This window comes from Bradyrhizobium sp. SZCCT0231, from assembly GCF_018130245.1.
Taxonomy (GTDB): domain Bacteria; phylum Pseudomonadota; class Alphaproteobacteria; order Rhizobiales; family Xanthobacteraceae; genus Bradyrhizobium; species Bradyrhizobium japonicum_F.
The window spans coordinates 17477-38737 of the sequence record NZ_JAFCKP010000003.1; the positions used below are offsets into that span (position 1 = coordinate 17477).

Sequence of the window (21261 nt, forward strand, 5' to 3'; positions counted from 1 at the left end):
CGCTGCGAGCAGTACATCCGGACGTCCCCCTCCAAATTCGTGGGCGGCGCTTCGATTGCGCCGCCCGTCACGATTATGGCCTCACGCGAAGCGCCGCGACAGCCTCAGACCTTGAGCACGCCCGGGAACTGGTGCTCGAAGGCGCCGCGGTAGTCCGTCGCGTTGTACATGTTGTAGTAGACCACGCGGCGCACCCAGGCCTTCTGCGAGTCCATCACCTTCTTCATGAACGGATCCGAGGCGAGCTGGGCGATCAGACCGTCCCACGCCTTGATCTGCGCGTCGAACACCGACTTCGGCGTCCGCAGGACGTTGACCTTGTCCTTGTTGATCAGCTCCTGCAGGTCCTTGGAATAATAATCCATGCCCTTCCATTCGTTGGCGGAGGAAGCAGCTTCGGCGGCGTATTGCAGGATCGCCTGCTGTTCCTTCGACAGCGCGTTGAATTTCGTCCGGTTGAACATGATCTCGAAATATTCCGTCGCCTGATGGTGGCTGCCCATCATGTAGTTCTTGGCGACATCCTGCGCACCGAAGCGCCGGTCCGAGGTCGGGTTGTTGAACTCGAACCCATCGATCACGCCGCGCTCCATCGCGGGCACGATCTCGCCGCCGGGTAACTGCGCGACGGATGCACCCATCGCCTGGAAGAGATCGGCGGCAAGGCCCACCGTGCGATACTTCAAGCCCTTGAGGTCGGCGTCGCTGGTGATGGGCTTCTTGAACCAGCCGAGCGGCTGGGTCGGCATCGGCATGGCGAAGAAGCTCTTGATGTTGACCTGCATGATCTGGGTCTGGAGCTCCTCAAACAGCTCCTTGCCGCCGCCGTTGTGGATCCAGCCGAGGCCTTCGTTGGCGTTGAAGCCGAACACGGGACCTGTGCCGAACAGCGATGCTGCCTTGTGTTTGCCGTACCAGTAGACCGTCACGGTGTGTGCCGCGTCGATCTGGCCGCCGTGAACGCCGTCGAACACCTGGAACGGATGCACGACCGAGCCACCGACCAGATAGTCTATGCGCAGCCGGCCCCCGGCCATATCGTTGACACGCTTCACATAATCTTCCGCCATCTCGTTGAAGACATCGGCCTTGCCCCACGAGCCCTGCATCTTCATGGTTACCGTCTGCGCCCGGCTGACTTGCGGCATGGCGATGGTAGCAGCGCCGGTCGCGCCGGCGGCCAGCAGGAATTTGCGACGAGTTGATCTGGTCTTTTCAGACTTTGCAGTCATGGACGTCCTCCCTAGCGGCGTTGTTGTTTGAACGCGTTTCGGCGCGCGTTTCGTTGATAACCGCTGGAGCTGTGCCGCATTCCAGCGACTCTGATCACAGTTTGGACGCATTGCCGTCATCCGACAAGCCGCCCGATGTCGCATTTTAGACTTGGGCGATCCCATTCGGGCTCTAAGCAGGCGGATATTCACGCGTCCGTCGCGGTGCAGCAAAGATGCAGGCGGACTTCTGCCATTGGGGCGGCGTCCAGCCCGCCCGACGAGTTGCTGCAGGATTGAGCGGCGCGGCCGACCCGTCAGATACGAAGTGCAACAACGAACCCGAAAGAGTTCTGTGGCTCCTGTCTCTACGGGAATTGACGCAGTGCAAACACTCGCCGTCGAGTGCGGTGAATCCGAACCGCGGTGACAGTGCGCTCATGCACGCTCGCAAGATCTCCGCGGGCCGCGGGGGCTGCGACCCGACGAAGGTTCGGACTCGAGCCGGGCGTAGCCTCAATGATGGGCCGACACGCCCTTGACGCATTGCGTCAACAGATCAGCGGTGGCGGATTGCCCGACATCACCCAGGCTGATCATGCCGACCATCCGCTTGCTCTTGTTGATCACAGGCAGCCTGCGGATCTTCAGCGTCTCCATGTGGTGCACGGCTTTCGCCAGATCGTCGTCTTCGCGGCAGCAATGGATGCCTTCAGTCATCACGTCCCGCGCTGTCATGCCCGCGGCGTTGAAGTCCTTGCGCGCAAGGCCTTTGCAGACGATGTCGCGATCGGTCACCATCCCAATCAAATGGTCGTCTTCGCCGATCGGAATGCAGCCGATGTCGTGCCCTCGCATCAACTTCGCGATCTCGGTGATCGGGGTGTCGGGGCTGACCCAATCGACGCCCTTGTGCATCACGTCCTTGACTTTCATGGAGGACCTCCCTTGCGAACGCAGCCCCCGCGATGTGACTATACACCGAACCGGGCGCAACCGCACGCGTCGCCGCGACGGGCGTGCCGGGAATCATCCTGCTGTCATGCCGTCAATCGTGCATGCTGAAGCGTCCATGCGGTGCATTGGCCGTCAGGCGCGCGAACTGCGCATGGGTGAGCTGAAGCAGCGTCTCGTGATCGCCGGCTTCGATGTAGACCTCAGGCTGGGCCTGGATGCTGTCGTCGACGATGAGATCGAGGCCGTAGCACCGGCCGACCGCCGGAACGGCTCCGGGCGCGCAGTCCGCGAACAGCCGGTTGATCTCGCTTTCGTTGGCCATGGCGAGATCCTCGCCGAGCCTCTCCTTCAGGTCCGGCAGGTTGAGATGGTGCGATGCCGGCACGACCGCGAGCATATAGCCGCCGTCATGCCGCAGCACGACGGCCTTGGCGAGGTGATCGCCCGAGACGTGACAGGCCTGTGCCGTGCGCGCGGATGTCATGGTGAGAGTGTGGGGTATCTCGGCATACTCGATGTTCTCGGCAGTCAGATACCGGTGCAATGTGGGGGCAATGGTCATGGCGTAGCCTTTCGGATGGATGTGCGAGCCATCCATCGTGAGGCTGCTCCGCCGCACGATGGGCGGCCGCGTGATTTGCCGGCCTTCAGCATAGACCTTGCCCTCGAAGGCCGCAATCAAAGCGTTTTTCCAGCGAAGTGGACGCCGGTTCGCGCGAGAAAACGCGCAAGACAGGCATCTCAAGCCCGGTTCCGATTCAATCGGAGCGGAAACGGCTCTTGGACACTCGAAGCGCACCGTGCCCATCTCATCTGGTCTGGCGCGGCGCCCGCATCTGGTGCTGGTCTCGTCGGACGATGACGGTGTGGGCCGCGCGCCAGAGCGCGGCACCTGTGTACTGGCGCTACGCCGGCGCAATCCATGCACGCTGGCGCTGCTGTCATGGGCGGGACGACGGCAGGCTAGTGGCTGAATTGTATCGATATTTCAGATGTATAGGAGTTCGAAGCTTTGTTTGAATGGGGCGCCGTGTCCCTCACGTCGGACATCCCCGAGATGTGGCTGCTGCTGAGCCACTACCCTCGTTTCGCTATACGTGCACGGCTGCCGCTGATATGATCCTTAAACGGTAAACGGCAGCTCGCCACCATACTTTAATTCTGCGATGCCGGCCTTCTGATCGAACTCGATCCCGCTCGCGCCATTTCGCATTGCCTCGACAACAACGCTGAACAAATTCGTCAACGGCTGCCGCGTCCCCGCTCACATTGGGAGATGTGCCATGGCTGCATCGGACTGGCGTCTCGAAGGCGAATGGATGAAGAACTGCACCTGCGCGTTTGGCTGTCCCTGCGATTTCAATGCGCGGCCGACCCAAGGCTATTGCAAGGGAATGGTCGCCATGCGGATCGCCAAGGGACATTTCGAAGGGACCAGGCTCGATGGTCTCTGCTTTGCGATCACGGTCGATTTCCCTGGGCCGCTGCATGAGGGCAACGGGACAATCCAGCCCATCATCGACGAACGCGCCACGGCGGAGCAGCGTCAGGCGCTGCTCGATATCTTTTCCGGCAAGCATTCGGCCGAAGGCACGCTTTTCCAGATCGTCAGCATGATCGTTACCAAGATCCACGATCCGGTGTTTGCGCCGTTCGAGTTTTCCTTCGACAAAGACGGACGCGTCGCAAAACTCGTCGCCAGGGGCGTGCTCGAGACCGATGTCGAGCCGATCAAGAATCCGGTGACCGGTGATCCGCACCGCATCCAGGTGGTCATGCCCGAGGGATTCGAACATCGGGCGGCCGAGGTCGCATCCGCCAACATCCGCTCGACCGGCGCGATCCCGTTCGAGACCCGCGGTACGCATAGCTCGCTCGCCAATGTCGTGCAGACGCCCGAGGGCGTCGCGGCGTGATGCGGCGCTGACACCGAGACAACATCCCGGTGTCAGCTCCTCATCGCTATCCTGGACAAGTCGATGCAGGGGCGGCTGATGTTGGAACACCTGCTCCACCGCGACCGGCTGATCGTCGCGATCGGGACCGCCGCAGTGGTGGCGCTCGCCTGGGCCTATCTCGCTGCGGGCGCCGGCATGGATACCGAGATGATGGCCGACATGCCGGACATGGCACCGATGCCATGGACGCCGCTCTATGCAGTGCTGCTGTTCGCGATGTGGTGGGTGATGATGATCGCGATGATGGCACCGAGCGCGGCGCCCACCGTTCTCCTGTATGCGACCGTCAAGCGCAAGCAGGAGACTGCCTCCCGCGCCGCGATCGACACCTGGATCTTTCTCGCCGGCTATCTCGTGACGTGGGCCGGGTTCAGTCTCGCTGCGGTCCTGGTGCAAGCAGCGTTCGAACGCTTCGGGTTGCTGTCGATGGCGATGGCCAGCACCAGCGCGATTCTGGGCGGCGGCGCTCTGATGGCCGCGGGGCTGTATCAGTTCACGCCGCTCAAACAGGCCTGCTTGCGCTACTGCGACAGCCCGCTGTTGTTTCTCAGCAGGCACTGGCGGCCCGGCACGCGAGGGGCAATCCGCATGGGGCTTCGCCACGGTAGCTACTGCGTGGGCTGCTGTTGGTTTCTGATGATATTGCTGTTCGTCGGCGGCGTGATGAACCTGGTCTGGGTCATCGGTATCGCGCTCTACGTGGCCGCGGAGAAGCTGCTGCCGTTCGGCCGAAGATTGAGCTATGCGGCAGGCGCGATCCTCATCCTGTCCGGCGCGATCGTTCTCGCGCGAGCGGTGTGAGCCCCGGAACTGCGGGGGGAGGGGCTCCTGAGATGCCGTCTTCCCAATATGCCAATACCGTCCGGTCGCTCAAAAACGGCTGACCTCCGTGATCATACGGACGTCGCAAGCCGAAGAACTGAGCTTTGTTCCAAACCAAAACTTAAGGCTGTCCTGACTAGCTTCGGGTCATGGACAGGCCCGCGTCCCGTTTCCGGCTGTGGCCGTCCCTGTGCAATCGAGGCGGAGAGAGGCGGTGCTGTTTTCGGCGATGAGCCCTGTTCTGCCCCTGCGGCCGACGCGGGAGTGGGCATGATGACGCTCGCGAGATCAATCCGCAGGGCGGCGCTGACGATTCTGCGCAATGCCCCGCTGCAGGTCGCGTTGTTCTTCCTGCCCCTGGTCTGGATCGGCTACTTCGCGATCACGTCATCGGAGCGGGCGGATGCGGTCGAGCAGGCGCGGTCGCACGGCGACAGCGTCGCCGAATTGTTCGAGGAAAACACCGAACGCATCTTCGAGCGCGTCGATCAGTCATTGCTGGTGGTGCGAGCGCTCTATGCCCAGGATCCGCTCACCTTCAGCCTGAAGTCATGGTCGGACAAGGCCCGCATTGCGACCGGCGACGTGGTTCAGTTCGCACTGATCGGACTGGACGGCTACATGCTCGATACGACCACGGGCTATTCCGGCCCGCCGCTCTATCTCGGCGATCGCGAGCATTTCATCAATGTCATGGCGCAAGCCGATGACCGTCTTTACGTCGCCAAGCCAGTGCTGGGGCGGGCGTCGCACAAATGGACCATCCAGCTCGCGCGAAAGCTGTTCGACCTCGCCGGGAATCCGCTAGGCGTGGTCGTCGGCTCGATCAGCGTCGACGTCGTCGGCAGGTTCTACGACACCGCAAAGCTCGGCGTCGGAGGAACGCTGGTGCTCAGAAATGCGAACCACGTCGTGCTCGCCGCCCGGGGAATGGACCAGGGCTCCGTGCTGGGACAACGCGCACCGAACCGCGTCGAGGGCGAGCTGGGGGACGGCTTCTACGCGCAATATTGGAACGAGAACCGACCGAACCGCAGCAACCGGCTGATCACCGCGCGCAGGTCGCACGCGTTTCCGCTCATCTTCACCGTCGGAATTTCGGAGCAGGAGATTTATTCCCGCGCCGCCTTCAGGCAGAAGGTCTATCTCGGCGGCGCACTGCTGCTTACGTTCATCATCCTGGCCGCGACGACATTCCATTGGCGGCGGCAGCAGGCGCTGGATAGCGCCCACCGTGAGCTGCACGATTTTGCCAGCAAGTTCGAGGATGCGCTCAGAAATCTTCCCCAGGGCTTGAGCATGTTCGATGGCCGTGACCGCCTGATCGCGTTCAACCGGCAATGGCTCGAACTCTACGGACTCGTACCGGAAGATATCCGGATCGGCATGGACTTCCGGGAGGTGTTCGCGAAGCAGACCGCCGTGCTCGACGTCGAGGCGTACCTCGTCGATTTGAAGAATCGGCTCGCCCAGTCGGAGCAGATCTCGAACACCGTGCAGTTTCCGGATGGACGGGTCGTCTACATCTCCTACGGCCGGCGCGAGGGGGGCGGCTGGGTTGCTACGCATGAGGACATCACCGAGCGCCAGGCGTCGGCGGACCGCATCGAGCGGCTGGCGCACTATGACAGCCTGACCGGTCTTGCCAATCGCAACCTGTTCAAGGAGCGCATCGACGCGGCGCTGGCCCGCTCGCGCCGGCTGGAGCCCGCGTTCGCGGTACTCCTGCTCGATCTCGACAAGTTCAAGTCCGTCAATGATGCGCTCGGCCATCAATGCGGCGACGCGTTGCTGAAGCAGGTTGCCGACCGGATCAAGTCGCAGATTCGTGACGCCGATACGGCGGCGCGAATCGGCGGTGACGAGTTTGCCGTGATCGTGGCGCCGGGCCGGGCCGCGATGCGCGACGGCGCTGCGAGCCTGGCGGCGCGGCTGGTCCAGGCCATTGCCGAGCCCTACCACATCGACGGCCATCCCGTCGTGATCGGCTGTAGCATTGGCCTTGCACTCGTGCCCGAGCACGGCACGCGGGTCGACGAGATCCTTCGCAACGCCGATCTTGCGCTCTACAGGTCGAAGAATGCCGGCCGAAGCTGCTTCCACGTCTATTCAGCGGAGCTCAAGGCCGAAGCGGATCAGCGCAACGTGCTCGAGATCGAGCTGCGCGAAGCGATCTGGCGCGAGGAGATCGAGGTGTTTTATCAGCCCGTGATCGAGCTCGGCACCGGTCGGGTAAAGTCGGTCGAGGCCCTGGCGCGCTGGCATCACGGCACCAAGGGCTACATTCCTCCGGCAGAGTTCATTGCGGTTGCGGAGGCAGGGGGCCTGATCGTCGAGCTCGGCAATCAGGTGCTGGCCAGGGCCTGTCGCGATGCGACGAGCATGCCGGCCGACGTCAAGGTCGCTGTCAACCTCTCCGCCCTGCAATTTGCCGGCACCAATCTCGTCGACACCGTGACGTTTGCGTTGGCGCAGAGCGGCCTTCCGCAAACCCGGCTCGAGCTCGAGATTACCGAGAGCGTATTTCTCGCCGACACCGAGGAGAACCTCAAGACGCTCCAGCGCCTCAAGGCGCTCGGCGTCTCCATTGCTCTCGATGATTTCGGTGTCGGCTATTCGTCGTTGTCCTATCTGACCGCGTTTCCGTTCGACAAGGTCAAGATCGACAAATCGTTCATCGACCGGATCGACCGCAGCGAGACCGTCGCGGTGCTGAAGTCCATCGTGCAGCTCGCGAAGACGTTGAAGCTGTCGATCGTCGCCGAGGGGGTCGAGTCCTCCGAACAGGTCAGGCGGCTCCAATCGCTCGGCATCCCGCTCGGCCAGGGATTTCACTTCAGCAAGCCTGTGCCGCTCGCCGGCCTTTCCTGGCAAGGCCCCACGGCGCGCCGGAAACGGCGGGCGGCGTGAGCTGAATGCCTCCGGCATTTGTCATCATGGCCCGCCACTGCAGCCCTTGCGCCAAGGGTAGGAAGCTGAGCAAGAAGCTGAGCAGGGGAACCTCCCTCGTCTGAATTGCCTCGTATTATTAATGGCTTAGAAGGGTGGGGCCCGGTGGTCCCCTGGCACGTTCGGCGTCCGCTGAGAGCCAGAAGGACCGCGCCGCGCGGCGCCAATTCCCGAGCCAGATCGCATCCGCCCATTCCTGGCACTCTGCTTGCTCAGTCAGGACCAAAGTCAGGCCTCGGCGGAGAGGCCGTTTCAGGTTGAGGCAAGCGATGCAAGAAATGTCCCGTTCTGGTGCTGCTGATGAACTCCGGCTCGACGCGTTGATCGCCGATTTGTGGTGGCGCGTTCGGCTGATCAACACCGATATTCTCGAGGAGGAGGCCCGCGCCGGGGTGTTCGACGTGCACCAGCCGACCTATCCGCTGCTCGCGCTCAACCTTCGCGCCCGACGCGACAACCTGGTCGCGACGATCGGCGTGCTCGAGCAGCGCGCGAGATCAATGTCGCAAGCGGCTTGAGAGTGGTTCGCGGCTTACACCGGCAACGTCAGCAACTGCGCCAGCCGGCAGGCTGTCGCTTCGAGGACGGGGCCGGATGCAACGAGCATCATCGCATGGCTCGAATGCTTGTCCGGGGCAGGAGTTGAATTCACGCCACGGCTGCCTGTGATATTGCTGGCCTCTGCCAATCCCGCGAGGCCTCCATGCTCCCCATTCCCGCCGATATCTTCACCGAGCCCGAGGACGTCTCGCCCGACGGACTTGCCAATCTCGGCCCGCTGCGCCGTCTTGCCGGCACCTGGCAGGCGGACAAGGGCATCGACATCAATCCGAAGGCGGAAGGGCCGGAGCGGCGGACGTTCATCGAGCGCATCCGCATGGACCCGATCGATCCGCAGGCCAACGGGCCGCAGCTGCTGTACGGGCTGCGCTATCACATCCACATCAACACGCCCGAGGAAGACATCACCTTTCACGACCAGGTCGGCTACTGGCTGTGGGAGCCCGCGACCGGGCTGATCATGCAGACGCTGGCGATTCCGCGCGGGCAGGTGCTGCTGGCCTCGGGCAAGGCCGGGCCGAACGACAAGACGATCTCCGTTACCGCGAAGCGCGGCGACACCGCCTACGGGATCTGCTCGACCGATTTTCTGGAACAAGCCTTCCGCACCGATGCTTACCGCTGCGACATCACCTTCAACGACGACGGCAGCTGGACCTATCTGATCCAGACCGAGTTGTTCGTACGCGGCGCGCCGTTCAATCACCGCGACACCAACACGCTCCAGCTCGTCGCGCCGCCAAGGCTCAATCCGCTAGCGGTGATCGTGAACGATCGTGCCAAGGAGAATGCAGGTGGCGATGGATCGGCGGCCTGAGCGTTATCTGATCAAGAACGATCCGCAAGCCGCGAGCCGGTAAGGCGCGGCCATGTCCGACACATCCGAACACATCGTCATCATCGGCGCCGGCGCGGCCGGCCTGATGGCGGCGCGCGAGCTGGCGCGTGCCGGTCGGAAGGTGACGATCCTGGAGGCGCGCCAGCGCTGCGGCGGCCGCATTCATCCGCTGCCGGCCTCGGAGTTCGGCTATCCCGCCGATGGCGGCGCAGAGTTCGTTCATGGCGAGGCGCCGGTCACGCGCGCACTGCTGCGCGAGGCCGGGCTGTCGCTCCAGGAGATCGAAGGCGAGCAGTGGAGCTTTGACGGGACCAAGCTCTCCCGCGAGGAGCGCCTCGATCCCCATGAGGCGGAGCTTCAAGCCGTGCTGCGGGACTTGAAGGACGACCTCACGGTCGCCGATTTCCTGCGCCGGCATTTCGCCGGGGACGACTACGCGCCGATGCGCCATTCGATCGAACGGATGGTCGAGGGTTATGACGCAGCCGACCCTGAGCGCGCGTCGACGCTGGCGCTGCGCGCGGAATGGATGGATGGCGGACACGCTCCGCTGGCGCGCATCGATGGCGGCTACGGCGCGATGATCGAGGTGCTGACCGCCGACTGCCGCAGGCACGGCGCGACCATCCGCCTGGGTTGCGTCGTGTCGGCCGTTGCGGAGGAGGGCGGCGCGGTGACCGTTCGCTGCGCCGGCGGCGACGTGCACGCCTGCGATCGCGTGATCCTCACCGTGCCGCTGCCGCTGCTGCGCGAGATCGCGCTGCCGGCGGGCGCGCGCGCGAAGCTTGCTGCTGCCGACGACATCGGCTTTGGCAACGTCATCAAGATCCTGCTGCGCTTCGCGCGGCCATGGTGGCGCGAGCGCAACGACAATCTCGCGGACATGACTTTCCTCTTGTCCGACCAGGCGATCCCGGTGTGGTGGACGCAATATCCGAGCCAGCATGCCGTGCTCACGGGCTGGTTCGGTGGCCCGCGCACGACGGAGCTGGACAGCCTCGACCCGCAAGGACTGATCGATGCCGGGCTCGGCTCGCTCGCCGCCGTCTTCGGCCTGCCGCGCGATGACATCGCGCGCGAGCTGGTGGCGGCGGCTGCGACCAACTGGGCGCATGATCGCTTCGCGCGCGGCGCCTATTCGTGGGCGACGCCGCGGACGCGGGTGGCACAGGCAATCCTCGCACGCACCGAGGGGCGGGTGCTGTTTTCCGGCGAAGCGCTCTATCGCGGCCGCGACATGGGCACGGTCGAGGCGGCGCTCGCGAGTGGCCTGGAGACGGCGGGGATGATCTTGCAGGGATAACAAAAAGGCCCGCATCGCTGCGGGCCTCTTGTCCTTCTTGCCAGCTCTTGTGTCTTACCAGCGACTGCCGCCAAAGCTGAACGTCACGCCGGGACCTCCGCCGTAATAGCCGTACGGTCCGCCGCCGTAATAGCCGTGGTGGCGCGGGTAATAGCCGTAGCTTCTGTAATAGGGCCGGTAATAGCTGTGACGATGCCCCCAATGATGGTGGTGACCATGCCAGCGATAATGCCTGCGGTGCGCGCTGATGTCGGTGGACTGGCTTTCCTGCGCGGTCTGCTTGGCGCTCATGCTGCCGGCCGCGTTCGCCGCCGATCCGCCGGTAAGCGCCGCAGCGCCGACGGCCATCGCGACAATGAGATATTTCATGGCATCACTCCAGTTGAATGTCGTGCGACAACACCTGAGCATCCAGCACGTTCCCGCCAGTGCGGGCGTCGAAACGACGCAGACGTGAGTTCCGATTAACGCGCGTTAACGTCTGTGGATGTTTGAACGCCGCGCGTTCTATTGTCGCATGACCACGCGTTGCCTGCGGACTCGTGCCCCGGACGCAGCGCAGCGTCTCTTCGACGATGCGCTGCTGAGCCGGGGTCCATGTTCCCGATGGGCCCGCTGCATGGGTCCCGGCTCTGCGCAGCAGCGCAAGGAGCGCTGCAGCGCGTCCGGGACACGAGAGTGGGCACGCAGATTTTCGCATACCTCTCACGGATGCGGATCGGCAAAGCCGTGGCGCTCGGAGAGCACGGCGAGGATTGCGTCCTTGTCGGCGATGAAGGCACGGCCCTGGTGGCTGCCGGTCTGGTGCGGCGAAGTCGCCCCAGTCGCGAGCACGAGCAGCGGCAGCGATTGGTTCTCCTCGCCGACCAGCGCCATCACGGCTTGCCGCGGCCGTGGCCAGGGGATCCGCTCGACATCGAGCTTGTCGGCGAGCTCTGGAAACGAGGCCAGCACGCCCTCGATCAGCGCACAATGCCAGCAATAGAATCGGCGGCCCGGAAAAGCCGGATCCTCGAAACCGGGACGCAGCAGAAACAGGCGGTCGCGCGTCATGGGTCGCTCCGAAGCATGGCCGCCTTGCTGAGGATCAAGGCGGCGCGGTCTGGCCGGCCTAGTGTCGAGGCCCCAAATGATTGGGGATCGATGAGGTCAAGAAAGAACGCCATGCCGGGGCCGATCAGTCAACCGCAGTCGCTCGCTGACGTCGGGACATTGCCGGAGCTCCTGCGCTGGCGTGTCCGCGCGACGCCGACGGCAGAGGCCTATCGCCATTTCGACGCGGCGGCAGGGCGCTGGATCAGCCGGTCTTGGCAGGAGATCGACGCGGAATTCGAGCGCTGGCGGCGGGCGCTGGCTGCGGAGGGTTTTTCACCCGGCGAGCGCGTCGCCATCCTGATGCCGAACGGCATTGCGCATGTCGCGATGGACCAGGCGGCGCTGGCGAGCGGGCTCGTGCCGGTGCCGATGCATGCCGTCGACAACCCCGACAGCATCGCCTACATCCTCGCCGATTCCGGCGCACTGCTGCTGTTCGTGGATACGCTGGCGCGCTGGCAGGCGATCACCGCCACGGGCCAGCCGCTCGACCATCTCAAGCGCATCGTCTGCGCGGACGCGGCGGGGCTCACTGCCGCCGATGCCCGTATCGTCGCACTCGACCGCTGGCTCGCGGAATCCTCCGGCGCAAGCGCGCCGCTGGCTGACGTCGCGGTCGAGCCGGGCGATCTTGCCGCCATCGTCTATACCTCGGGCACGACCGGCCGGCCCAAGGGCGTGATGCTGTCGCATGGCAACATCGTCGCCAACGTGAAGGCCGTCGCGCGGCGCATCGCGGCCGTGCCGAACGACGTGTTCCTGTCCTTCCTGCCGCTCTCGCACACCTTCGAGCGCACCGGCGGCTATTATTATCCGATCGCGGTGGGGGCCTGCGTCGCCTATGCGCGCTCGGTGCCGCAGCTCGCGGAAGACCTGAAGATGGTACGGCCGACGGTGCTGGTCTCCGTGCCTCGCATCTATGAGCGCATCTACGCTCGGATCATGCAACATCGCGCGGCGGCCGGTGGTGCAGAACGCGCGTTGCTCGATCTTGCGCTTGCCGTCGGGGGGCGGCGCTTCGATGCGCGGCAAGGGCGTGGTTCGCTGTCGCTGTTCGACCGGCTGGCCTGGCCGCTCCTGAAGCGTTTCGTTGCCGACAAGGTGCTGGTCCAGTTCGGCGGACGCCTGCGCGTTGCGGTCTCCGGTGGCGCTCCGATCGCCGAGCCGGTCATCCGTCTGTTTCTCGCGCTCGGGCTCGACATCCTGCAGGGCTACGGCATGACCGAGACATCGCCAGTCGTGTCCGTCAATACGCCCGACGACAACGATCCGTCCTCGGTCGGCCGTGTCCGCGATGGCATCGAGGTCAAGCTCGGAGAGAACAACGAGTTGCTGGTGCGCGGCCCCAGCGTGATGCTCGGCTACTGGCACAAGCCGGAGGAGACGCGCAGGGTCAAGGAGGCCGACGGCTGGCTGCATACCGGCGATCAGGCCCGCATCGAGAACGGGCGCATCACCATCATCGGCCGCATCAAGGACATCCTGGTCACTTCAACCGGCGAGAAGATCGCGCCGGTCGACCTGGAGACCGCGATTCTCGCCGACCCCTTGTTCGAGCAGGCCTTCGTGATCGGCGAACAGCGGCCGTTCCTCGCCGCACTGGTCGTGCTGAACGCAAAAGCCTGGGCTCAAGAGAAGGAAAGGCTCGCGGCGAGCGGCAAGCAAGGCAGCGAGGCGGAACGGACGGCGCTGCTGGCCAGAATAGCGGCAGCCGTGAAGGCCTATCCGTCCTACGCGACACCGCGTGCGGTATGGTGGACGCTGGATCCGTGGACCATTGCCAGCGGCCTGCTCACGCCGACGCTGAAGAACAAGCGCCCCGCGCTGGAGCGCCGCTTCGCCGCCGAGATCGAGCAGGTCTACGCCAAGAAGCCGGTGGCGATAACGTCGACGTGATTTCGCCTCGCGCCGCCCTTGATCCAGCGCAACTTTGACCGCCGCCGCCCGATGCAATGTCGCCGCGACATTCGAATGAGAAAATCGAGGCAGGTCATGAAGGCGTATTTCATCGGCGGTGGCATTGGATCGCTCGCAGGCGCAGCGTTCCTCGTTCGCGATGCGCAGCTGCCGGGGCGCGACATCGTGATCTACGAGGCGCAGCCGCTGGTCGGCGGCAGCCTCGACGGAGCGCAGCTCGCGAACGGCGCCTATTCGCTCCGCGGCGGGCGCATGCTCACCACCGACCATTACGAATGCACCTGGGACCTGCTCTCGAGCATTCCCTCGCTCGAACATCCCGGCCTCAGCGTGCGCGAGGAGACGGTCGCGTTCAACGTGGAGAATCCGGCGCACTCCAGGGCGCGTCTGGTCGATCGCAACCGCTTCAAGGTCGATGTCTCGCATATGGGCTTCTCCGCGCGCGACCGGCTCGAGCTGCTGCGGCTCACCGAGGCTGCGGAGGAGACGCTCGGCAACAGCCGCATCACAGACTGGCTGTCGCCCGGATTCTTCGAGTCCAATTTCTGGTACATGTGGCAGACCACCTTCGCCTTCCAGCCCTGGCACAGCGCGGTAGAGCTGAAGCGTTATCTCCACCGCTTCATGAACGAGTTTCCGCGCATCGAGACGCTCGGCGGCGTCAAACGCACCGTCTACAATCAGTATGACGCGATCGTGCGGCCGCTCGCCGACTGGCTCAAGCGCCAGGGCGTGCAGTTCGTGCGCGGCACGCGTGTCACCGACATGGCGTTCGAGGCCGACGGCGCGCGCTTGCGCGTGCGCCAGCTCACGCTGGACCGCGACAGCCGCACCGCCAACGTCCGGCTCGAAGACGACGATATCGTCTTCTTCCAGAACGGCTCGATGACGGACGCATCGAGCCTCGGCACCATGACCGAGCCGCCGCCGCGCTTGACCAAGGCCGACAGTCAGGGCTGGGCGCTATGGGAGACGATCGCGAAAGGACGTCCCGAATTCGGCAATCCGTCGGTGTTCAACAATTCGATCCCCGAATCCTACTGGCTGTCCTTCACCGTCACCTGCCGCGATCCACGGTTCTTCGACCAAATGGAGGCGTTCTCCGGCAACAGGGCGGGCACCGGCGGGCTCGTCACGTTCAAGGATTCCAACTGGCTGATGTCGGTCGTGCTCTATCACCAGCCGCATTTCGCGGGACAGTCGAAGAACGTGCAGGTGTTCTGGGGCTATGCCTTGCATCCCGATCGCGTCGGCAATTTCGTGGCAAAGCCGATGTCCGATTGCGGCGGCGCCGAGATCCTGAAGGAGCTCTGCGGTCATTTGAACTTCGATCCTGCCGTGTTCGAGGAAGCGATCTGCATTCCCTGCCGCATGCCATACATCACCAGCATGTTCATGCCCCGCAATCTGGCCGACCGGCCGCTGCCGGTGCCCAGGAATTCCGTCAATCTCGCCTTCGTCAGCCAGTTCGTCGAAATTCCTGACGACGTCGTGTTCACCGTCGAATATTCGGTGCGTGCGGCGCAGATTGCGGTCTATCAGCTCATGAAGATCGATCGCCCGGTGCCGCCGGTGACGCGGCACGACAAGTCGCTCGCCGTGATCTTCGCGACGCTGGAAAAGGCGTTCGCGTGATGGCTACTTGAACGGGTCCTGGATCGACGGCGCCGACTGGCGGATGCGGCGCACGCTGACCGGCGTGCCGTCGGAGACGAACAAGAGCTCGTATTTCCGGCCCTGGTTGTCGGTGGCCGAGCAGGTGACGTCCTTCACCTTCCTGGCGGCGAAATTTCCGGTCTGGCGGCAGACGCCCGTGGAGGTCTGCTCGGCCGGCACCGGCAGGCCGTCGACCCTGGGGCGGTCCTTGGAGTTGAGCAGCATGCGGTCAATCGGCAGCTCGTAGGAATTGTCGTCGGCGCGCTTGCCGTTCTCGCCGGAGAACGACACGACGTGGCTGTCATCGGAGGGGTCGTCGACCGCGACCGCGAAGTTGACCCGGCCCGTGTCGCCGTGGGCATAGGCTACCGTCTTGCACGGGAAGGTGCGGCCTGCGACCCTGAACGTCTTGCAGTGGCCGGAGATCAGCGCCAGCAGATCGATGAAGGCGTTCTGCTGCAGCTGCGGGTTGTTGACAGGAATGGGCTTGGAAGTCTCGGCAAAACAAGGACTTGCCAAGGCCACGAGCAACGCGGCGAGGACCGGTCGGCAGAGGCGCATCGTCGGGCTCATGTGCCAGGGGGCCGTTGCGGCGGAAAGGCTCCGCACCATAACCATCGAACCGCAAATTGGTTGCGATCCCGTTTGTTCTGTAATTCCGGTCTGGAATACCACCGCGTTACCCCGACGACGATTCGCCCAAATCGCCCGATCCGTCCCATCGGGCCACATGCCATCAGGGCGGTGTTTTTTTCGTGGCGGAGCTAGCCTGTTGCCGCCTGCCAGCGCGTATCGCGCAGGGACGGCCGGCGGTGGAGGCGGGCGTCCAGCACGGCGCGGGCGCGGGGCAGCTCACCGCTGCGCATCAGCGCGACGATAAAGGTGTCCTCGATCAGCTCGCGCTGGGCATGGCTGCCGCCGATGCGCACGACCTCGCCGAGCACCGGCGCGAGCAAGCGTACGCAAGCCGCATAGTCCTCCTCGGCAAAGGCCGCCAGCGCGCGGCAGATCGCGGGGACCACAAGGCCGGCCGGCAGCTTGCCGTCGGCGAGGCGCTGCTCGATGGCGGCAAGGCGCGTTTGGAGCGCCTTCGGGTCGTCACTCGCGGCCGCGAACAAGGCCATGTGGACGTCGACGAAAGGAAGGCTGGATTTCGGAAACAGGCCTTGCGCGACAGCATCAGCTTCCGACCAGAGACGCTTCGGCACGGTATGGCCATAGGCGGAGAGCCGCCACAACAGTGAGGCGATGTCGGTGACCATATTGAGCGGCGCCGCCTTCGTCACGGAGGGGTGCAGTACGTCGGCGTAGATCGCCAGCGCGCGTGGTGCGTCGTCCTTTTCCAGCGCGACCAATGCCTGGTGCCAGCGCAGATGGCTGTAGAGGAGCCCGGAGCGGTCGTAAGCCGGGATCCATTGCTCCACGAACCGGTCGGCTTCCTCGATCGAGCCATCCTCGAACATCGCGTGCAGCACGGTATGTGCACCATGGGCGTTCTCCCGTCGCAAGGCGAAGCCGCGCTCGGTGATCGCGCGGCCGCGCGAGACGTTGCCGTTCTCGGTCAGCGTCCAGCCGTGCGTTGTGAGAAACCACCAGTCCTCGTCATAGTGACGCGCTACACTGTCGCAGAGATCCTGCCGCGCACGATCGTGGTCGGCCATGCCGGAGAAGGCGAACAGGCCGAAGGCGCCGAGCGGCAGCGACAGCACCACGGCATCGCGCGGCCAGGTGTCGATATGCTTCAATGTCGCGGCAATCGCTTCGGGAAGGCGTCCTTCGACCGCGAGCGCAAGAGTCTCGACATGGGATCGCTCGCGCATCGAGCCCCGCCCTGCGACGAGTTCGCGCGCTATCGCAGCCTTCTTCCGCGCGAGATCGCCCTGCTGATAGAAGGAATGCACGCGCGCGCGGGCGACATGCGCCAGTGCAAAATCCGGATCGGCGTCTATGGCGCGCTCGAAAGCCTCGGCCGTCCCCTGCCAGCTCGCGAGCAGGAGGTCGACGCCCTCGCGGTAGGCATCCGCCGTTTCGTCCGATGACGTTGTGAAGGCATTCCCGTAGCGATCTTCATGCATCATCGACGCTCCCTTTCAAGCCGTCCGCGCGCGGCGGCCTTCGATCGGATAGGCCGGGTCGTTATAGCCGGGCGTCGAGGGATGGCCTGGGGTCACCAGCCGGTCGATCAGCGCCTCGTCCTCCGCGGTGAAACGATAGTCGAGCGCGCGGATATAGCCGTCCCATTGCTCCTCGGTGCGGGGACCGGCGATCACCGACGAGACGAAGGCGGAGTCGAGCACCCAGGCGACCGCGAACTGGCCGGCGGTGATGCCTTTCTTCTCGGCGTGAGCCTTGATCTCCTGCGCGAGCTGGAGCGATTCCGGCCGCCATTCCGTTTGCATCATGCGGGTGTCGTTGCGGCCCGCGCGCGTCTCCTTGTCGGGGGCTGCATCGGGCCTGTACTTGCCGGTGAGCACGCCGCGCGCCAAGGGACTATAGGGCACGATGCCGAGGCCGTAATAGGAGCAGGCCGGGAAGTGCTCGACCTCGGGCATGCGGTTCATGGCGTTATAGTAAGGCTGGCTCACCGCGGGCCGGTCGATGCCGAGACGGTCGCAGATGTTGCAGATCTCGGCGACGCGCCAGGCGCGGTAGTTGGAGATGCCGAAATAGCGCACCTTGCCGGCACGGATCAGGTCGCCCATCGCGCGCACCGTCTCCTCCAGTGGAGTCGAATGGTCCTCCTTGTGCAGGTAGTAGATGTCGATGTGATCGGTGCCGAGCCGCTTCAGGCTCTCGTCGGCGGCCTGCAATACCCAACGCCGCGACAGCCCGCCGCGGTTGGGATCATCGCCCATGGGATTTGCGAGCTTTGTCGCGAGCACCCAGGCGTGACGATTGTTGCCGATCGCGCGGCCCACGACCTCCTCGGATGCACCTTTCGAATAGGCGTCCGCGGTGTCGATGAAATTGATCCCGGCGCCGTGCGCTTTGTCGATGATGCGCTTTGACGCGGCTTCATCCGTCGGTCCGCCGAACATCATGGTGCCCAGGCAAATCGGCGAGACTTTCAGGCCGCTACGGCCGAGCTGGCGGTATTGCATGGGCGGGTCCTCGATATTTGCTGGCCGGCAGCATAGCCAGCAACGCCCGTCATTGCGAGCGCAGCGAAGCAATCCAGAGATGTGTCCGCGGAAAGAACCTGGATTGCTTCGCTGCGCTCGCAATGACGGTGGCACGCTTGTGCCTTATATTCAGTGTCATCGCCCGCGAAGGCGGGCGATCCAGTACTCCGAGACGGTGGTGATCGATCGAGAGGCCGCGGCGTACTGGATTCCCCGCCTTCGCGGGGAATGACAGGTGCGGGTGTGGTTGCCGGCGGGGGCCGCCTAACGCGAACCTACCCCGGCCCCTTCAAGATCTTGAACACGCCATTCGCCATCACGATGCAGCGGTCGTCCACCGTCACCTCGGTGCTCATGAAGATCAGGCTGCGGGTCGAGCGCACCACGCGCGGACGGGAGATCAGGATGTCGCCGATCTGGCCGGCCTCCACGAAGTGGGTGTCGAGCTGCACCGTCGCCATGAACTCCTTGCCGGAGGTGTAGCGGGCGGTCATGCCGCAGGTGCGGTCGGCGAACGTCATCATCACGCCGCCCTGGACCATGCCGCGGCGGTTGTGGTGCTTGTCTTCGGTGGCGAGCGCGAACTCGTAATGGCCGTCGACCTTGCGCTGCCACAACGGGCCGATCAGGTGCAGGAAGCCCGTGGTCTCCAGGATGCTCCAGCCCTCTGATTTGAGCCTTGCGGCGGCCTTGCTCGTCATCTCGTCGTCCGTTCCTGTGCGGGCCTTGCGAGCTCATTTCATCGGGGCCGGACGTGGTGTAGTCAAGCATGATGAGACCGTTCGACGATGCCACACGGCGGAATATCGCAGGGGCCTGCGCGGCCTTCACGCGGCTGGGGGACGATGATGCGCCGGCGACGCTGAAGCGCGCTGCGGTCGCGGTTGCGCTGACCGCGAGCGAGGGCGACGACACTGCGCTGCTGCTCACGCTGCGGGCATCGCATCTGCGCGCCCATCGCGGTCAATGGGCGCTGCCTGGCGGCCGCTGCGATCCCGGCGAGACGCCGGTCGAAGCGGCGTTGCGCGAGCTCGACGAGGAGCTTGGCCTTCGCCTCACGAATGCGGACGTGCTCGGTACGCTGGACGATTACCCGACGCGTTCCGGCTATCTGATCACGCCGGTCGTGGTCTGGGCCGCCGATAGCGCCGCGATCAGGCCGAATCCGGACGAGGTCGCGTCCGTCCATCGCATCGCGCTCGCCACGATCGAGCGCGACGATGCCTTCGATTTCACTGCAATCCCCGAAAGCAGCCGTCGCGTGATCCGCTTCCATCACCAGATGAGCCTGATCCACGCCCCGACGGCAGCGCTGATCTACCAGTTCCGCGAGGTGCTGGCGGGGCGGCACACCCGCGTCACCGACCTGGAACAGCCGGTATTCGCCTGGAAGTGACGATGGTAAACGGCGCGTTAACGTGACGGTTACCGGATGCCTGCTAAGAGGGCAGCATGCATCACATACCGATTCGACGCGCCCTGACGCTGGTTCCATTCGCGCTCGTGCTGCTCGCGCCGGCCGCGCGCGGCGGCGAGGCCGATACGCTGCCGCCGGCCGTTCGCAATGCCAACGCCCAGCTGCTGTCGCAGTTTTTCGCGCAAAGCGCGGGCGCTTCGCCGGCGGTGCTCGAATATCGCCGCAAGCTCGCGGAATATCAGGCCGCGCGCGCCGCCTTCGATGCCGAGGCCGGCGCCTATTGGAGCCAGATCTCCGAGAAGAGGAAGGCCCGCAACGCCAAGCGGCGCAGCGGACAGCAGATCACGCTCGACGATTACGTGCTGGAGCATCCGCCGCTCTATACCGGGCCGAAGCGGCCGGTGAACCCGGAGCCGGAGGAGACGCCGGAGCGCCCGCCGCGAAAACCCATTCCGGTTGTCGCCGATCTGCTGCGCGCGGCGCAGGAGCTCTACCAGTTCACGCCGCAACGCCCGTCCAGCGAGCTCGAGTTCAAGCGCGCCTATGCGCGCTACGCGCTGGCCTTAGGACTCACGCGCGAGCAGGCGGTGCGGGTCTATTCGTTCGAAACCGGTGGCACCGGCAGTTACGACGTGCAGGCGGGCATCGAGCATGGCGGCAAGCGCGCGATCTCGACCGCGATGGGCTACAACCAGCTGCTGACCACCAACAGCGTCGAGCTGCTCGCCGAACAGGGGCATGAATTCATTCGTGCGCTCTCGGAGAAGGTGGCGCGAACCTCGGGGCCTGCGCGCCAGGCGCTCGAGCACAAGCTCGCCGTGCTCAAGAAGATGGTGGCGCATGCGAAGTCGGTGCCCGACACCTGGTCGGAGCACGAGAAGATCGGCAACACGCCGCAGGGCTGGGCCATGCATGCGATGGTGCTGGACATCGACATCGGGCCGATGCTGCAGACCCACAAGCTGCTGACCTCGGTGCTGTTCGCCCGCGCCAAGGGCTACAGCCGCCCGCTCACCGCGGCCGAGCTCGAGATGATGAATCTCACCGGCGACGGCACCGGCCTCGACATGGTGACGATGCCGCAGGCGATGCGCGAGCAGGTGCCGACCTCGAACTTCTTCCAGCGCGGCGGCTATGAGCGCAACCCCGTCGCGATCCGCCACAACACGGTGGCGAAGTTGCTCGCGGTGACGGATGTGCGCATGGACGCGAACAGCAGCAAAGCCGGCGCAAGGGAGCTGGCGGGGGCGTTTTAGGAAACACGCCGTCGTCCCGGACAAGCGCGTCATAAGCGCGCGCCGATCCGGGACCCATAACCACGGGATCAAGTTTGGCGAAGACGCGGTAACGCAAAGCTCGCGTCCCAACATCTTCCTGTGGTTATGGGGCCCGGATCAGCGCTCCGCTTCGCTCGCTTGTCCGGGACGACAGCGAGTGTTTGGCTCGGCCCTCCTA

At 64.6% G+C, this 21261-nt stretch carries 19 protein-coding genes; 10 read left to right on the forward strand and 9 right to left on the reverse strand.

From position 1 onward, the window contains the following. Positions 1-104: 104 nt before the first annotated feature. The 3 genes from JQ566_RS10495 to JQ566_RS10505 form a co-directional block, all read right to left on the reverse strand. Complete coding sequence (locus JQ566_RS10495) at positions 105-1232, reverse strand: TRAP transporter substrate-binding protein (RefSeq protein WP_212372171.1); 1128 nt, start codon at positions 1230-1232, stop codon at positions 105-107. 495 nt (positions 1233-1727) lie between these two features. Continuing rightward, a complete protein-coding gene (locus tag JQ566_RS10500; RefSeq protein WP_100232197.1) occupies positions 1728-2147 on the reverse strand; it encodes a CBS domain-containing protein in 420 nt (139 codons plus the stop codon). A 112-nt stretch (positions 2148-2259) separates the two neighbouring features. Continuing rightward, positions 2260-2850 carry an aminoacyl-tRNA deacylase gene (locus JQ566_RS10505; RefSeq protein ID WP_349643317.1) on the reverse strand — a complete coding sequence of 197 codons (591 nt, stop codon included), beginning with the start codon at positions 2848-2850 and terminating at the stop codon, positions 2260-2262. Between the two features lie 601 nt (positions 2851-3451). Between JQ566_RS10505 and JQ566_RS10510 the strand changes: the two genes are divergently transcribed. The 6 genes from JQ566_RS10510 (at position 3452) to JQ566_RS10535 (ending at position 10599) form a co-directional block, all read left to right on the forward strand. Further along, on the forward strand, positions 3452-4084 hold the full coding sequence (locus JQ566_RS10510) for a DUF1326 domain-containing protein (protein ID WP_212372172.1): 633 nt from the start codon (positions 3452-3454) through the stop codon (positions 4082-4084). 63 nt (positions 4085-4147) lie between these two features. Further along, positions 4148-4927, forward strand: a complete 780-nt coding sequence (locus JQ566_RS10515; RefSeq protein WP_212372173.1) for a DUF2182 domain-containing protein — start codon at positions 4148-4150, stop codon at positions 4925-4927. A gap of 291 nt (positions 4928-5218) precedes the next feature. Then, positions 5219-7858, forward strand: a complete 2640-nt coding sequence (locus tag JQ566_RS34835; RefSeq protein WP_212372174.1) for a bifunctional diguanylate cyclase/phosphodiesterase — start codon at positions 5219-5221, stop codon at positions 7856-7858. 308 nt (positions 7859-8166) lie between these two features. Further along, positions 8167-8415 carry a hypothetical protein gene (locus JQ566_RS10525; RefSeq protein WP_212372626.1) on the forward strand — a complete coding sequence of 83 codons (249 nt, stop codon included), beginning with the start codon at positions 8167-8169 and terminating at the stop codon, positions 8413-8415. Between the two features lie 185 nt (positions 8416-8600). Beyond that, positions 8601-9275: an FABP family protein gene (locus tag JQ566_RS10530; protein ID WP_212372175.1), complete on the forward strand. Its 675-nt coding sequence runs from the start codon at positions 8601-8603 to the stop codon at positions 9273-9275. Between the two features lie 52 nt (positions 9276-9327). Further along, positions 9328-10599, forward strand: coding sequence for a flavin monoamine oxidase family protein (locus JQ566_RS10535; protein WP_212372176.1), 1272 nt, complete (start codon positions 9328-9330; stop codon positions 10597-10599). 54 nt (positions 10600-10653) lie between these two features. On the opposite strand, the gene JQ566_RS10540 is transcribed toward JQ566_RS10535, so the two are convergent. Both JQ566_RS10540 and JQ566_RS10545 read right to left on the reverse strand, forming a co-directional pair. Then, positions 10654-10968 carry a hypothetical protein gene (locus tag JQ566_RS10540; protein ID WP_212372177.1) on the reverse strand — a complete coding sequence of 105 codons (315 nt, stop codon included), beginning with the start codon at positions 10966-10968 and terminating at the stop codon, positions 10654-10656. 336 nt (positions 10969-11304) lie between these two features. After that, positions 11305-11652, reverse strand: a complete 348-nt coding sequence (locus JQ566_RS10545) for a DUF3088 domain-containing protein (protein WP_212372178.1) — start codon at positions 11650-11652, stop codon at positions 11305-11307. A gap of 90 nt (positions 11653-11742) precedes the next feature. Between JQ566_RS10545 and JQ566_RS10550 the strand changes: the two genes are divergently transcribed. Both JQ566_RS10550 and JQ566_RS10555 read left to right on the forward strand, forming a co-directional pair. Continuing rightward, positions 11743-13590 (forward strand): AMP-dependent synthetase/ligase, encoded by a 1848-nt coding sequence (locus tag JQ566_RS10550; RefSeq protein ID WP_249139374.1) that lies wholly within the window; start codon positions 11743-11745, stop codon positions 13588-13590. Positions 13591-13665: 75 nt separating this feature from the next. After that, positions 13666-15246, forward strand: a complete 1581-nt coding sequence (locus JQ566_RS10555; protein ID WP_212372179.1) for an oleate hydratase — start codon at positions 13666-13668, stop codon at positions 15244-15246. A gap of 3 nt (positions 15247-15249) precedes the next feature. On the opposite strand, the gene JQ566_RS10560 is transcribed toward JQ566_RS10555, so the two are convergent. From JQ566_RS10560 to JQ566_RS10575, 4 genes are all read right to left on the reverse strand, one after another. After that, positions 15250-15828, reverse strand: coding sequence for a hypothetical protein (locus JQ566_RS10560; protein ID WP_212372180.1), 579 nt, complete (start codon positions 15826-15828; stop codon positions 15250-15252). A 203-nt stretch (positions 15829-16031) separates the two neighbouring features. Continuing rightward, positions 16032-17345 carry a tetratricopeptide repeat protein gene (locus tag JQ566_RS10565; RefSeq protein ID WP_212372181.1) on the reverse strand — a complete coding sequence of 438 codons (1314 nt, stop codon included), beginning with the start codon at positions 17343-17345 and terminating at the stop codon, positions 16032-16034. Between the two features lie 12 nt (positions 17346-17357). Next, positions 17358-18368: an aldo/keto reductase gene (locus JQ566_RS10570; protein ID WP_212372182.1), complete on the reverse strand. Its 1011-nt coding sequence runs from the start codon at positions 18366-18368 to the stop codon at positions 17358-17360. Positions 18369-18664: 296 nt separating this feature from the next. After that, positions 18665-19090, reverse strand: coding sequence for a PaaI family thioesterase (locus JQ566_RS10575; RefSeq protein WP_212372183.1), 426 nt, complete (start codon positions 19088-19090; stop codon positions 18665-18667). 68 nt (positions 19091-19158) lie between these two features. Between JQ566_RS10575 and JQ566_RS10580 the strand changes: the two genes are divergently transcribed. Together JQ566_RS10580 and JQ566_RS10585 are read left to right on the forward strand one after the other, a co-directional pair. Then, positions 19159-19785: an NUDIX hydrolase gene (locus tag JQ566_RS10580; protein ID WP_212372184.1), complete on the forward strand. Its 627-nt coding sequence runs from the start codon at positions 19159-19161 to the stop codon at positions 19783-19785. Between the two features lie 56 nt (positions 19786-19841). Then, positions 19842-21062, forward strand: coding sequence for a hypothetical protein (locus tag JQ566_RS10585; protein WP_212372185.1), 1221 nt, complete (start codon positions 19842-19844; stop codon positions 21060-21062). Positions 21063-21261 lie beyond the last annotated feature (199 nt).

Coding starts and splice junctions, on each gene's coding strand:
- JQ566_RS10585 (WP_212372185.1), top strand. CDS start 19,842: ATGCATCACATACCGATTCGACGCGCCCTGACGCTGGTTCCATTCGCG.
- JQ566_RS10500 (WP_100232197.1), bottom strand. CDS start 2,147: ATGAAAGTCAAGGACGTGATGCACAAGGGCGTCGATTGGGTCAGCCCC.
- JQ566_RS10515 (WP_212372173.1), top strand. CDS start 4,148: ATGCAGGGGCGGCTGATGTTGGAACACCTGCTCCACCGCGACCGGCTG.
- JQ566_RS10560 (WP_212372180.1), bottom strand. CDS start 15,828: ATGCGCCTCTGCCGACCGGTCCTCGCCGCGTTGCTCGTGGCCTTGGCA.
- JQ566_RS10580 (WP_212372184.1), top strand. CDS start 19,159: ATGATGAGACCGTTCGACGATGCCACACGGCGGAATATCGCAGGGGCC.
- JQ566_RS10555 (WP_212372179.1), top strand. CDS start 13,666: ATGAGAAAATCGAGGCAGGTCATGAAGGCGTATTTCATCGGCGGTGGC.
- JQ566_RS10540 (WP_212372177.1), bottom strand. CDS start 10,968: ATGAAATATCTCATTGTCGCGATGGCCGTCGGCGCTGCGGCGCTTACC.
- JQ566_RS10565 (WP_212372181.1), bottom strand. CDS start 17,345: ATGATGCATGAAGATCGCTACGGGAATGCCTTCACAACGTCATCGGAC.
- JQ566_RS10525 (WP_212372626.1), top strand. CDS start 8,167: ATGCAAGAAATGTCCCGTTCTGGTGCTGCTGATGAACTCCGGCTCGAC.
- JQ566_RS10550 (WP_249139374.1), top strand. CDS start 11,743: ATGAGGTCAAGAAAGAACGCCATGCCGGGGCCGATCAGTCAACCGCAG.
- JQ566_RS10510 (WP_212372172.1), top strand. CDS start 3,452: ATGGCTGCATCGGACTGGCGTCTCGAAGGCGAATGGATGAAGAACTGC.
- JQ566_RS10570 (WP_212372182.1), bottom strand. CDS start 18,368: ATGCAATACCGCCAGCTCGGCCGTAGCGGCCTGAAAGTCTCGCCGATT.
- JQ566_RS34835 (WP_212372174.1), top strand. CDS start 5,219: ATGATGACGCTCGCGAGATCAATCCGCAGGGCGGCGCTGACGATTCTG.
- JQ566_RS10535 (WP_212372176.1), top strand. CDS start 9,328: ATGTCCGACACATCCGAACACATCGTCATCATCGGCGCCGGCGCGGCC.
- JQ566_RS10495 (WP_212372171.1), bottom strand. CDS start 1,232: ATGACTGCAAAGTCTGAAAAGACCAGATCAACTCGTCGCAAATTCCTG.
- JQ566_RS10575 (WP_212372183.1), bottom strand. CDS start 19,090: ATGACGAGCAAGGCCGCCGCAAGGCTCAAATCAGAGGGCTGGAGCATC.
- JQ566_RS10545 (WP_212372178.1), bottom strand. CDS start 11,652: ATGACGCGCGACCGCCTGTTTCTGCTGCGTCCCGGTTTCGAGGATCCG.
- JQ566_RS10530 (WP_212372175.1), top strand. CDS start 8,601: ATGCTCCCCATTCCCGCCGATATCTTCACCGAGCCCGAGGACGTCTCG.